Origin of the sequence: Oceanobacillus longus (genome assembly GCF_042650085.1) — a bacterium.
Classification (GTDB): Bacteria; Bacillota; Bacilli; order Bacillales; family Amphibacillaceae; genus Oceanobacillus; species Oceanobacillus longus.
This window is the reverse complement of the sequence record NZ_JBHSAO010000006.1, coordinates 39,946-52,714: the sequence shown is the minus strand read 5'-3', so window position 1 is coordinate 52,714 and position 12,769 is coordinate 39,946. Positions and strand designations below refer to the sequence as shown.

The 12,769-nt window shown below is 38.2% G+C and carries 14 protein-coding genes; 6 read left to right on the top strand and 8 right to left on the bottom strand.

Annotation, left to right across the window (positions count from 1 at the left end; translation table 11 throughout):
- Window positions 1–509 precede the first annotated feature (509 nt).
- Window positions 510–1,496: an NAD(P)/FAD-dependent oxidoreductase gene (locus tag ACFOUV_RS07890; RefSeq protein ID WP_379496211.1), complete on the bottom strand. Its 987-nt coding sequence runs from the start codon at window positions 1,494–1,496 to the stop codon at window positions 510–512.
- A gap of 309 nt (window positions 1,497–1,805) precedes the next feature.
- Between ACFOUV_RS07890 and ACFOUV_RS07885 the strand changes: the two genes are divergently transcribed.
- The 3 genes from ACFOUV_RS07885 to ACFOUV_RS07875 all read left to right on the top strand — a co-directional run bounded on the left by ACFOUV_RS07885 (window position 1,806) and on the right by ACFOUV_RS07875 (window position 4,187).
- On the top strand, window positions 1,806–3,020 hold the full coding sequence (locus ACFOUV_RS07885; RefSeq protein WP_379496210.1) for an NAD(P)/FAD-dependent oxidoreductase: 1,215 nt from the start codon (window positions 1,806–1,808) through the stop codon (window positions 3,018–3,020).
- A 109-nt stretch (window positions 3,021–3,129) separates the two neighbouring features.
- Window positions 3,130–3,441, top strand: a complete 312-nt coding sequence (locus ACFOUV_RS07880; RefSeq protein WP_379496209.1) for a YuiB family protein — start codon at window positions 3,130–3,132, stop codon at window positions 3,439–3,441.
- A 59-nt stretch (window positions 3,442–3,500) separates the two neighbouring features.
- Window positions 3,501–4,187, top strand: coding sequence for a 3D domain-containing protein (locus tag ACFOUV_RS07875; protein ID WP_379496208.1), 687 nt, complete (start codon window positions 3,501–3,503; stop codon window positions 4,185–4,187).
- Between the two features lie 85 nt (window positions 4,188–4,272).
- On the opposite strand, the gene ACFOUV_RS07870 is transcribed toward ACFOUV_RS07875, so the two are convergent.
- Window positions 4,273–4,749, bottom strand: a complete 477-nt coding sequence (locus ACFOUV_RS07870) for a divergent PAP2 family protein (protein ID WP_379496207.1) — start codon at window positions 4,747–4,749, stop codon at window positions 4,273–4,275.
- Window positions 4,750–4,946: 197 nt separating this feature from the next.
- Window positions 4,947–5,654 carry a purine-nucleoside phosphorylase gene (deoD, locus tag ACFOUV_RS07865; protein ID WP_379496206.1) on the bottom strand — a complete coding sequence of 236 codons (708 nt, stop codon included), beginning with the start codon at window positions 5,652–5,654 and terminating at the stop codon, window positions 4,947–4,949.
- Window positions 5,655–5,873: 219 nt separating this feature from the next.
- Between deoD and ACFOUV_RS07860 the strand changes: the two genes are divergently transcribed.
- Window positions 5,874–6,137 carry a phosphocarrier protein HPr gene (locus ACFOUV_RS07860; protein ID WP_379496205.1) on the top strand — a complete coding sequence of 88 codons (264 nt, stop codon included), beginning with the start codon at window positions 5,874–5,876 and terminating at the stop codon, window positions 6,135–6,137.
- 32 nt (window positions 6,138–6,169) lie between these two features.
- Here ACFOUV_RS07860 and kapB read toward each other — a convergent pair whose 3' ends face one another.
- Window positions 6,170–6,562, bottom strand: coding sequence for a sporulation phosphorelay system protein KapB (kapB, locus tag ACFOUV_RS07855; protein WP_379496204.1), 393 nt, complete (start codon window positions 6,560–6,562; stop codon window positions 6,170–6,172).
- A gap of 120 nt (window positions 6,563–6,682) precedes the next feature.
- Here kapB and ACFOUV_RS07850 point away from each other — a divergent pair, with 120 nt between their 5' ends.
- Window positions 6,683–6,883, top strand: a complete 201-nt coding sequence (locus tag ACFOUV_RS07850; protein ID WP_379496203.1) for a hypothetical protein — start codon at window positions 6,683–6,685, stop codon at window positions 6,881–6,883.
- Between the two features lie 104 nt (window positions 6,884–6,987).
- A complete protein-coding gene (locus ACFOUV_RS07845; RefSeq protein WP_379496202.1) occupies window positions 6,988–7,563 on the top strand; it encodes a superoxide dismutase family protein in 576 nt (191 codons plus the stop codon).
- A 56-nt stretch (window positions 7,564–7,619) separates the two neighbouring features.
- Here ACFOUV_RS07845 and ACFOUV_RS07840 read toward each other — a convergent pair whose 3' ends face one another.
- The 4 genes from ACFOUV_RS07840 to ACFOUV_RS07825 form a co-directional block, all read right to left on the bottom strand.
- Entirely contained in the window at window positions 7,620–8,792 is a 1,173-nt protein-coding gene (locus tag ACFOUV_RS07840; protein ID WP_379496201.1) for a MalY/PatB family protein, read from the bottom strand.
- 178 nt (window positions 8,793–8,970) lie between these two features.
- Window positions 8,971–10,317: a glucose-6-phosphate isomerase gene (locus ACFOUV_RS07835; protein WP_379496200.1), complete on the bottom strand. Its 1,347-nt coding sequence runs from the start codon at window positions 10,315–10,317 to the stop codon at window positions 8,971–8,973.
- A gap of 190 nt (window positions 10,318–10,507) precedes the next feature.
- Window positions 10,508–10,879, bottom strand: coding sequence for a S1 domain-containing post-transcriptional regulator GSP13 (gene yugI, locus ACFOUV_RS07830; protein WP_379496199.1), 372 nt, complete (start codon window positions 10,877–10,879; stop codon window positions 10,508–10,510).
- A gap of 104 nt (window positions 10,880–10,983) precedes the next feature.
- Window positions 10,984–11,982 carry a potassium channel family protein gene (locus tag ACFOUV_RS07825; RefSeq protein ID WP_379496198.1) on the bottom strand — a complete coding sequence of 333 codons (999 nt, stop codon included), beginning with the start codon at window positions 11,980–11,982 and terminating at the stop codon, window positions 10,984–10,986.
- Window positions 11,983–12,769: the final 787 nt, after the last annotated feature.

Sequence of the window (12,769 nt, the reverse complement as noted above, 5' to 3'; positions counted from 1 at the left end):
TTTATTAGCATGGCGGAGTTGAGGTGAAATGCGAACTAGATAGGGAACTTCGGCGATCGCTCTGGGAAATACACTGCGCTTTTCGCGGGCGGCTGGTGAGCCTCTTCATGCTAACGCATTTCAGAGTCTCACCTATGCCTTTCCTCCCGCAGAAGTCTCCGTGTATTTCCCAGAGCTGGTTAGAAGGCTGCTGATGATTACTTCACTTGCGGGTAACTAAAATAGTATTATACAGCTTCACCAGTCCGGGTGAGCGGCGGGCGGTGACTCCTGCGGGAACAGCACGTGTCCGAAGACCCGAAGAGTGGTTTTCTCTTCTGGGCTGAGGCCGTGCCCGCGGAAAGCATCCGCCCGAAGCGATCCCGGACGGCGGCAAAAGCACAAATCCTGGAAATAAACCTAAAATTACTTCGCAGTTTATAGATATTGTGGCAAAGACAACAAAATTTCAGGAAAAGGCTTATACAAAAAACCATCCAACAATAATTGCTTGTTGGATGGTTAGTATTTTAGAACATTGCCGTTGAATGTTTGGGCTGAATACGTGCTTTGGGATCGATATAGTTTTTAGCGTTGTTGATTGCTGTTGGACCTTCGCCAAACCCGGTCACAATCAATTTAACTTTTCCATCGTATGTGCAAATATCTCCCGCGGCATAAATTCCCGGGATATTCGTTTCCATTTTTGTATTTACTACGATGCTGTTTTTCTCGATATTAAGGTCCCAGTCTTTAATTGGTCCAAGGCTTGAAATGAAACCGTAGTTACAGATCACATCATCGACTTCAAGTTCCATCTCTCTTTCACCTTTTACCTCTTCCAAAATAATTTTGTCAATTTTATTAGACGTGATAATGTCAGTTGGTGTAAATGGTGTCAGTACTTCTACCGAAGAATTCATCAACTGCTCCACACTATGTTCATGTGCACGAAATTGATCGCGGCGATGAATAAGTTTGACATTTTTTGCAACTTTTTCAAGCATTAGAGCCCAGTCTACAGCCGAGTCACCGCCCCCCAAAAGTACAACATTTTTATCTTTAAATTGATTCATGTCTTTTACATAGTAATGTAAGTTTGTTCCTTCAAAACTTTCGCTTTCACCAATATTTAAACGGCGTGGCTGGAATGCACCGTTTCCTGCTGTAATAATGATAGTCTTCGTATAATGAACTTCTCCAGTAGTGGAAGTCATCTTGAAGGAATTGTCTTCCAAGCGTTCCACCTTATCTACCGCCTGCCCAAGAACAATTTCCGGATCAAACATTGCTGCCTGCTCCTCAAGCCTGTCCACCAGTTCCTGTGCTCGAACTTTTGGGAATCCTGCTACATCATATATATATTTTTCCGGATAAAGGGCTGTAAGCTGTCCACCGGTATGTGGTAGGCTTTCGATTATTTTCACACTTGCCTGGCGCATTCCGCCATAGAAAGCTGTAAATAATCCGGTCGGACCCGCTCCGATAATTGTAATATCATATACTTTTTCAGACATGGTAAACCCTCATTTCTATCTATTAATTTTGCCCTTTATATCGTACCATAAAATGACTCGAGCATGGTATAAATGCGTACTTTAAAGATTCAGGGAAAAAGAAGCGGAGCACAATAGCGAAAATATCTAATAAAGGGTTGAAATTTATGATTAAAAAGGCTAGTATAATAAAGTGCATATTACAAATAGGTTACAAATAGATTTTATTTCGGTAACTTTTGCATATATTTATAGTCAATTTAAAGGTTTGCATACTAGTGAAATATATCACAAATTATACAACTAAGAAAAATGGAGCAGTGAAATAAAATGAACAAAAAACATATCGTTATCTTGGGAGCTGGATATGGTGGGATGATGACAGCAGCAAAACTGCAAAAGACTCTGCATACAAACGAAGCTGTTATTACGCTTATAAATAAGAACGACTACCATTATCAAACAACGTGGCTACATGAAAATGCTGCCGGAACACTTCATCATGATCGAACGAAAATTAAGATCAAAGACGTAATTGACTCAAATAAAGTTAATATTGTATTAGATGAAGTGATTTGTATAAAGCCTGAAGAAAAAAAAGTTAAACTTGCAAATGGGGTAATGAATTATGATTTCCTCGTGATTGGTTTAGGATTTGAACCTGCTACATTTGGTATACCTGGGCTTAGTGAACATGCATTTACTATCGGAAATATAAATAATGCTCGTTTAATTAGAGAACAGCTCGACTTCAATTTTGCCAGCTATCATAATGAATTGGAAAAAAATGATGCACGCCTGAATATTGTTGTCGGCGGTGGGGGATTCACTGGAATTGAATTTGCTGGAGAATTGGCAAATCGAATCCCACATCTCTGTGAAGAATACGATATTGAAAAGACACAGGTGCGAATTATTATTATAGAAGGCGCTCCAACTGTCCTTCCTGGATTTGATGAGCGACTTGTATCATATGCTATTAATTCGTTGGAATCCCGTGGTGTTGAATTTATTAATGGTGCCCTTCTGAAAGAATGTAATCAAGATTATATTGTGTACGAAAAAGATGGAAAACGGACGGAACTTCCAACGATGACAACCATTTGGGCAGCGGGAGTACGCGCTAATTCGGTTGTAGAACGATCCGGGTTTGAAACGAATCGTGGGAAAGTGGAAGTTCGAAATGATTTGCGTACGCCTGATTTTGAAGATGTTTTTGTAATTGGAGATTGTGCCTTAATTAAAAATGAGGCGACTGGTAAAGCGTTTCCTCCAACTGCACAAATCGCCATTCAACAGGCAGAAACTGTCGCCCATAATGTGAGAGCAAAAGTTCGCCGTAATGAATTGAAGTCTTTTTGCCCGAACTTGCAAGGAACCATTGCTTCTCTTGGTAATGATGATGCGATTGCTGAAGTATTTGGCCGTAATTTATTCGGCTGGAAAGCAGCTTTCATGAAAAAAATGAGTGACAATCGTTACCTTCTAAAGTTAGGTGGAATCGGCCTCTTAATGAAAAAAGGGAAGTTTAACTTTTTTTATTGATATTTTATGACAATCATGCAAAGGCAAGGGTATAGCCTTTGCTTTTTCTTTGTTTTATTATAAAATGGCTTTTATATGCCTACATAGTTAAGTGAGAGGAGTTATAACATTGATTCAATTAATTGTATCCGTCATATTATATTTTGTTATATTTTTCGGAGTAGCTTTTATTCTAAATATGCTGTTAAGAAAAACGTGGCTGATGTCACTCCTGTATCCATTCGTTGTAATAATGATTGTTGATAATCTCTCAACAATGGAATATTTTAGGAACACAGGAGAATCTTTTTCCCAGTTATCTGCTGAAATTACTAGTTTAGCAGTAATGGATATCATTATTTTATCTTCTGGATTTATTGGTACAATTGTTTCTGGTTTGGTTATAAAATTCCTGCGTAAGAGTGGATATCAGATGTTTTAGTCTTTTTTATGAATAAATTTTAATAGATTGGAAATGATAGCATCCAAGAGGTGTTATTTATGAAAATCAAAAATTTTATTTGGCATTTAGTAATGCTGACACTGATTTTAGTACTATTTTTTCAGGCAGCAACATCCGTTTCCGATGTATCATTGAGTGAAAAGAACGTTGAGGCTGCAAGTGTCCAACTGGATTATTCTTTCACTTCAAAACCAGCAGAGTACAGACACAGTGCGTTAAAAGATAAAGGATTGAATGTTTCAAATGTAAAACAAAAGTATATTTCAAGCGATGAGATTGAAGATCCAAAAACAATTGAAGAAGTAATTGATTTCGATCAGTATCCGGTTGCAACGGTTTTGGCTACAGGTTATACGGCTGGAATTGAGTCCACCGGTAAGACCCCTGATCATCCCGAATACGGTATTACTTTTTCTGGTGTTAAAGTGAAGCGAGACTTGTATTCTACCATTGCTGCAGATTTAGATATATACCCACTTGGTACAATTCTTTATATCCCTGATTATGGTTATGGTGTAGTTGCTGATAAGGGAAGTGCAATCAAAGGAAACAAAATCGATTTGTTTTATCATTCCGTTGAAGATGTTTTTTCTGAGTGGGGGAAAAAAGAAATAGAAGTATATATTGTCGAAATGGGCAATGGAAAACTGAACGAGGAACAACTCATCCAATTAAACGAAGAAGAAACCATGCAAGTATTTCGACAACAAATTAATGAGAGTTAAATATCAATAGCGGACGCGAAAAAGTGTATTGACATAGCCTGCAAATAAAGAAAGACTCCCAAATGGAATACGGGAGTCTTTCTATTTATTGGAAAAGCGGGTAGAGTAGGAAAGCAATGATAACTCCTGTCAGTCCACCGAAAAAGACTTCGATAGGCTGGTGACCGAGTAATTCTTTCAGTTCTCTGCGTTTCTCCGTTTCTTCCTTTTTATTCCAATCTTTCGCGCTGTCTGTGAAATGTTGAAAGTCTTTGATTAATCGATTCAGAACAGCAGCCTGTTCTCCGGCTTGTCTCCGTACCCCAGAAGCATCAAACATCGTTATGACACTAAAGATACATGCCAATGCAAATACACTTGAGGTTACACCCTCTACAATACCAATTGCAGTTGTCAATGCAGTTACCGCAGCTGAATGACTGCTTGGCATTCCACCAGTACTCAAAGCAAGTCCCGGCTGGAATTCTTTTGTAAAAATTAATTTAATTGGAATTTTAACCAACTGGGCAAATACAATTGCCGCTAAGGCTGCCCATAAAGGGAAATTGGAAAACGGAATCATTAGCTAAATCATCCTTCCTGCTGATGGAAACCTGTTTATATACCGGTTCGCTTCCGTTTTGTTTTTTTTTATTTTACCATACAGAAGTATCAGGGTCTAAACTTAAGGGAGTACATCCGATATTATTTTTTATTTTAGGAAACGAATATTTTAAAAAACAGGTTGTCCACTTTTAGACAACCTGTTTTAGAAGAGCTTTATTTAATTACAGCATCTAAAGCAATTTCCATCATTTCGCTAAAAGTTGTTTGACGTTCTTCTGCAGTTGTTTCTTCACCAGTAAGAATATGGTCGGAAACCGTCAGTACAGATAATGCCTGTCTGCCATATTTTGCGGCCAATGTATAAAGTGCTGTTGATTCCATTTCAATTGCTAGCACTTGGTACTTAGCTAGGAGTTCATTTACTTCTTTTGCATTGTCACGATAGAAGGTATCACTTGTGAATACATTTCCGACACGGAGGTTAAGTCCTTTTTCCAGGCCAGCATCATATGCATTCTTCAAAAGATCGAAATCTGCAATTGGTGCATAATCAATTCCTTGGAAGATTAATCGATTCATTTGTGAGTCAGTTGTTGCTCCTTGTGCCAGGATGACATCGCGAACTTTGACATCCTTCTGAATAGCTCCACAAGTTCCTACGCGGATCAGTTTTTTTACATCATAGCTTTGAATTAATTCATTAACATAAATTGAAATGGAGGGGACACCCATCCCCGTTCCTTGTACAGAGACACGTTCTCCTTTGTAAGTTCCGGTATAACCATACATCCCACGAACTTCGTTATAAAGTTTTGCATCTTCCAGGAAAGTCTCAGCAATAAATTTCGCGCGGAGTGGATCCCCTGGTAAAAGAATTTTATCGGCAATTTCACCTTGTTTGGCACCGATGTGTACACTCATATATTTTCCTCCTTGTTTCTCGAAACTTCTTTTAAAATAAAGTTATCATAACAGCAGGTTAAAGACAAATTTCCGCATCATTCTATTTTTTTAGAGTTAAATGTTTCATAAAATCGTGTAATTGTATATAATAAACGTAGGTTTATGTGGACCACATAACATGAATGGTTTATTATATAAACAAAAGATAACTAATAGGTTTTGGAAGGATGGAATTAAATGAAAACACAAACATTTACGATTACAGCTGAAACTGGAGTTCATGCACGACCTGCTACACTACTAGTTAATAAAGCAGGCCAATATAATTCTGAAGTAGAGGTATCTTATAAAGGGAAAAAAGTTAACTTGAAATCCATCATGGGTGTTATGTCACTTGGAATTCCAAAAGATGCCGAAATCGAAGTTTCTGCTGAAGGTAGCGACGAAGAAGAAGCATTGAGTGGTGTTGGAGAAGTAATTAAAGAACACTTAGGCGAGTAGTATTAAAAGAAGCCAGGGATCCCTGGCTTCTTTTAATTGTACAATTTCTTGTAATGATTCTCTTCTAAATCCTCCAGTTTTAATATAGCTTGACGGTTAAATTCTGTATTCTCGACTGCCATCTTCTCTTTGTATTCATCCACTGCTTTTTTCAGAGATTTCCCATAAGCAGGAATTTCCTCATCGATTGGATGAATTGCAGCTTTTTTCACATTCATTTTTTCATGGAATGCCAATGCTTTTCGTTCATGGAAGAAGACATCTTCAAGCGTCCCGTAATTATGCAGATCACCCTGAAGTGGATGTTTCAACACAGCGAGTACTTCAATTAAATAATTTGCTCCACGATCCTCTTTTACTTCACCGATATATGTACCTGAATGATAATGTGCTTTGACAATATCCCCAATTATAGCTTCCGCCATGGTTATCACTCTCCTCAGCTATATTGTGCCAAAAATGTAACAAATTAGCGAATATTTAACTCAGGTTGTTGGCTATAACTAGAACTTTGATATAATAGGAAAAGAAGGGTGTGAAGTATAATGATGCCATTTCTTTATTTTCCGGAAGATAAAACCGAGTATATTCCAGCGTTCATCGCACTGGCGATTTTTATGACTCTAGCGGTTATTGCAATGTATTTTATGATGAAAAAGTCGAGAAAAGATGAAGCGGATTTTAAAAAGAAATACAATCAACAATTAGAAAGCGCCAATAGCACAACAGATAAGCCTAATTCCTGAAGTTAAGTCTCCTTATATCTGAAAAGATGAGGAGGCTTTTTGGTTTAGGTTATAGATTAATTGCAGATACTGAATACAAAGAAATGCAAAAGGAGATAAGTTATATGCGTTTTATTTTTCTGTTTAGTATTCTGCTGCTTGGGGCATGTCAGACGGACAGTCCCACGACACAAACAATTGAAATGTACAATGGTGCAGGGGATATGGTAGGAACTGCGACAATGAATGAACAAGAAGATGGTGTAGGGATAGAGCTTAAATTGGAAGGGCTTGAACCCGGATTTCATGGCATACATGTACATGAGTTTCCTAAATGTGAAGGACCTGACTTTACAACTGCGGGAAACCACTATAATCCGGAAGGGAAGGAACATGGATTGATGCATCCGGACGGACCACATATGGGTGACTTGCCAAATATCGAAGCTGATGGTGGTGGGCTTGTTGAAGCTGAATTAATGCTCGCCGGCGCTACATTGCTGGACGGCAAGAACTCTCTCTTAAATGAAGAAGGAAGTTCACTGATTGTTCATGAAGCACAGGATGATGGTGTCACCCAGCCAAGCGGAGATTCCGGGGTGAGAATACTTTGTGGTGAAATAAAGAAAGATAAGGATAGCGGCGTATCAGATGAATCACCTACAGACCCAACAGAAACAAATGAAGATCAGGAAGAGTAGTAATTAAAGACAGCTTGGTGTAGTTTCACCAAGCTGTCTTTATGCTTACATATGGATCAAAGTGCTTTTACAGCATCAATGATTCGCTTCACGCCTTCTTCGAGCGTTGCCCGTGGGCAGGCAATATTGATTCGCATGAATTGTTTGCCCTCTTCACCGTAGTCAACACCTGCATTCAGGCCGACTCTTGCCTTTTCAATCATAAACTTTTTCAATTCCTTACTATCCATACCAAGTTCACTGCAATCAACCCAGAGTAAGTATGTTCCTTCCGATTTAATGACTTTTAATTGCGGTGCGTGCTTATCAAACATTTCTGTTACATAATTTTTATGATTTTCTAACAATGCAACAAGTTCATCCAGCCATGGCTCTCCATATGTATAGGCAGCTTCCAATGCTGTATTACCCATTGTGTTCAACATATTATGAAAACCTTGCTTACTAAATGTTGTATCGAGTTTCTTTCTTCTTTCCTTATTGGTAGTAACCACATAGGAAGCATCCAACCCAGCAAGATTAAATGTTTTCGACGGTGCCATAAACGTTATCGTTTGATCGGCGATTTCCTCCGAAAGGGATGCGATTGGAATATGATGTTCACCAGGGAACACGAGATCACTATGAATTTCATCAGAGAAAATCATGACATCATACTTCAGGCAAAGTCTTGCCATTTCTGCCAATTCTTCTTTTTTCCAAACCCTTCCAACAGGATTATGCGGAGAGCATAAGATAAACGCTTTTACGTTATCTTTCAATTTTTTCTCGAAGTCTTCAAAATCAATCGTATAATAATTATTATTTTGTACAAGTTTATTTTTTACTACTTCTCTATTATGTTCTGTAATTACACTGTAAAAGGGAGTATAGACAGGAGTTTGAATGAGAATCTTATCATTCGGTTCGGTAAAGGCCTGTACAGCCATATGCAGGCTTGTTACCACACCTGGGCTATAAGATAGCCATGATTTATCAATTTTCCACTGATGCCTTTTCTGTAACCAATTTAGGATGGAGTCTGATACATCGTCATCGATAACGGTATATCCATATATTCCATGCTGTGCTCGTTTTACTAATGCATCGTTTACTTCATCTGGTGCTTTAAAATCCATATCTGCAACCCACATTGGGAGAACATCGTCAGACTGAAATACTTCTTGTAGTAGGTCCCATTTAACCGACCTTGTGTTTCTGCGTTCATATAATTCGTCAAAAATACCCATTATCAGCTGCCTCCTAATATTCATGTAGTGCTATTATATCAAAGAAAATAGCAAAAAAAAAAGCAAAGCGTCTAAACGCCTTGCCTACAGGGGGAATACGAGAAAGTCTTACATTTATAGTATTACCCGGTGTTGCGAATTATAAACAATATGTTTGAACTTTTTTTGAAAAAATTTTTTATAAACGTTTTTCAAGTTCCTCTTTTTCTTTCTCGAAGCCAGGCTTACCAAGCAAAGCAAACATATTTGTTTTGTATGCTTCCACACCTGGTTGGTCAAATGGATTAACTCCAAGTAGGTAGCCACTGATGGCACAAGCTTTTTCGAAGAAGTAAACCATGTAGCCAAATGTATATGCATCAAGTGCAGGCACTTCAACAATCAGATTCGGTACATCCCCATCTGTATGCGCAAGCATCGTACCTTGAAATGCTTTATTGTTAATTTCATGGATTGTTTTCCCAGCAAGATAGTTTAGGCCATCCGAATTATTTTCTTCTGCTTCCAACGTCATTTCCTTTTTAGCAGTGTTCACATGTAGAACCGTTTCGAAAATATTTCTGCGCCCTTCTTGAATGTATTGCCCAAGTGAATGAAGATCAGTTGTAAAATTAGCTGATGAAGGGTAGATGGCTTTTTGATCTTTTCCTTCACTTTCGCCAAATAACTGTTTCCACCATTCAGAGAAATATTGCAGGCTTGGTTCATAATTGATCAGAAGTTCAGTGACTTTTCCTTTGTTGTACAATACGTTTCTAACAGCTGCATATTGATATGCCGGATTTTTTTCAAGTGTAGGTTCAGCAAAGTCATTCATCGCGTCTTTCGCACCTTGCATCATGTCATCAATGGAAATACCACTTACTGCAATCGGTAGAAGTCCCACTGCTGTAAGTACAGAATAACGTCCCCCAACATCGTCAGGAATGACAAATGTTTCATAGCCAGCATTATCTGCAGATGTTTTTAGAGCGCCTTTTGCTTTATCTGTTGTTGCGTAAATACGGCCTTTTGCTTCTTGTGCACCATATTTTTCTTCCAAATATTTTTTGAAAATACGGAAGGCAACTGCAGGTTCTGTTGTTGTTCCACTTTTGGAAATAACGTTAATGGAGAAATCTTTGTCTTTTAGTACATCAAAAAGCTCGCTCATATATGTAGAACTTAAATGATGGCCAACAAAAATAATTTGTGGTGCCTTGCGCTCTTCTTTGGAAAGCAGGTTCTGGAAAGAATGGTTCAACATCTCAAGTGCTGCACGTGCTCCAAGATAAGAACCACCAATCCCAATTACTAGCAGAATATCAGAATCATTTCTGATTTTTTCAGCACTTGTTTTAATCCGTGCATATTCTTCTTTGTCATAGTTTTCTGGTAGATCAATCCAACCAAGGTAATCATTGCCAGCACCAGTTTTTTCGTGAAGCATATGATGAGCTGCTTCAACAAATGGACTTAAGTTGTTCACTTCCTGTTTGTCGAAAAACTTCAGAGCTTTATCGTACGTAAATGATACATGTGTCATTGTTATCCTCCTTGTGGCTACAGTAATAATACTATTTTACTTTAAGCTATTAGGAATGTGAAATCAAGAACAAAGAGAGTATACTCAATTATTTTCTGAAAATAGTATTAACGTAGAAAGAATTAATAAAAAAGAGGCATACGTGGTAGGTAAGTTAATATCCACCACGTATGCCTCTTTTTCCTGTTGCTTACTTCTTTTCTGATTGATCGATCCACTCTTGAAGTTTATCTTTCAATGTGTTGAATCCAGCTGTATCATTTTCCTGTTGGAATGTAGCTTGAGGTTTCTTTGCTCTTGCTGCTGGTTTTTTTGGAGCTTCTTCTGTAGCACGAATGGATAGAGAAACTTTATTTCTTGCTTCGTCAACGTTCATAACTTTAACTTTAACGTCGTCTCCAACTGTTAGGTGCTCATTGATATCTTTAACATATCCATGTGTGATTTCTGAGATGTGAACTAATCCTTGATTATCATCGTCTAAAGCAACGAATGCACCGTATGGTTGAATTCCTGTTACTTTACCGTCTATTATCTGACCAGCCTCAAATTTGTTAGTCATGCTGAACAACTCCTATACCTATATTCGATTCTAATACACAATATATTATTATAGCACAGTTTATTGATTCTAGCAAAGTAAAAATAGAAACTATCGGTTTTAAATTACCAACGTGTTAGTGAAACAAGAATATCATTCTTCATTAAGATATGCTTTGATTCTGGATGCATATAATAATTACCTTCCCGTATAAAACCGAAAACCAGATTTTCCTTTTTGAGCATTTCATTCAACACCAGGTTAAAAGGTTGGCCTTCAAGCTCTTTCGGAAGTTTCATATGTGAAAACTGCTGCTGACGTAAAATTTGGATGATATCTTCAAATGGGGTAGCGGTCTTCCTATGAGAAAGTTCATGAAAGAACAAGCCACTCATAAAATCATTCGATCGTATAATAGTTGTAGCACCGGCACGCAACGCATTTTCAATCTGTATTTTGGACAAAATTTCAGCTACAATGGGTATCTTTTCATTATTTCCTCTAACTGCAATCGTAGATAAAATGGTGAATTGGTCTGACTGACGTTCATTTTTAGTTATATCTGCACTGATTAACACGCGATCAGCATAGGCAACATTTGCTTTTTCTAATACACTGTCTTCCGTTGCATCGCCGTTAATAAAATGAACCGGGAACTCCTGATATGTCAGATGGTGTAACGTCCTGTCAATCAACACGATTCGGATACTTGGATGTTTTTCCGCTACTATATCGATTAATTGCCTCGTCCGTTCATTCCAACCGATAAAAATAAAATGATTACTCCCCTTGAACGGGAGTTTACCGTTTTCTAAATCTTGTTCATGCTTCACAGTTGCGGTGGATAAAGAAGTGATATAAAAAGCAAGAAACCCACCCCCTGTTAAAATCAGCAATATAGCAATAATCCTGCCAGTTGGAGTCAAAGGTACATAGTCACCATATCCAACTGTAGATCCAGTAATAAAAGCCCACCAAACCCCATCAAAGACGGTCGGGAACTGTACAGGTTCTGTTAAATGAATGAGAAATCCAAAAAAGGACATAAGAACTAAAATTGTAACGAGTAGCTTAAGTGCAGTTGGAAGGCGATAATAAATTTGTTTCAGAAATCGAATATACATGACATCACCTTAGAAATAAATGGATTTTTACATAGTATGTGCCAAGTTAGGAGGAGGTTATACAAGTTGTATATATTTGTTATTGTTTTATGTTATAAATCAACTTTCGGAGTGTGAAATGAACAAATAAGCCTTGATAGAATTAGGAGGGATTGTGCTACACTGCTCAAGTTGACTTTGGATGAACTATTTGCCCTGAGCAGTCTGGGTACATCGAGATTTCAAGAGGCTCTTTCCATTTTTTTACTTCGGATTTTCTATAAACTCCGAAGTAACTGCTAGTTGATTTCCGCTGCGGACAGTTGCTTTCCGCGGGCACGGCCTCAGCCTCCTCGAGATAACCACTCTGCGGAGTCTTCGGACACGTGCTGGGACTGCGATTACTCGCCCCATCGAAAACATTTGTTCCCGCAGGAGTCAACTGTCCTCCGCTCCAATCAACTGCCTTAATAGAGCGAATTCATTAACTACTCATTAAAGTGCTTTTAAATTTTTTATTGGACACTATACTAGCTCTGGGAAATACACGGAGACTTCTGCGGGAGGAAAGGCATAGGTGAGACTCTGAAATGCTTCAGCATGAAGAGGCTCACCAGCCGCCCGCGAAAAGCGCAGTGTATTTCCCAGAGCGATCGCCGAAGTTCCCTATTCTAGTTCGCATTTTATCTCAACTCTGCGATGGTTAAAAGGCTATAAATAGTGCGAAAACAGCCCTGTTTTAATCAAGTTTAGCAAGGGGATATTAGAAACATTCTAAGTTTAACCCAGTTAACTGATCGAACTTGCG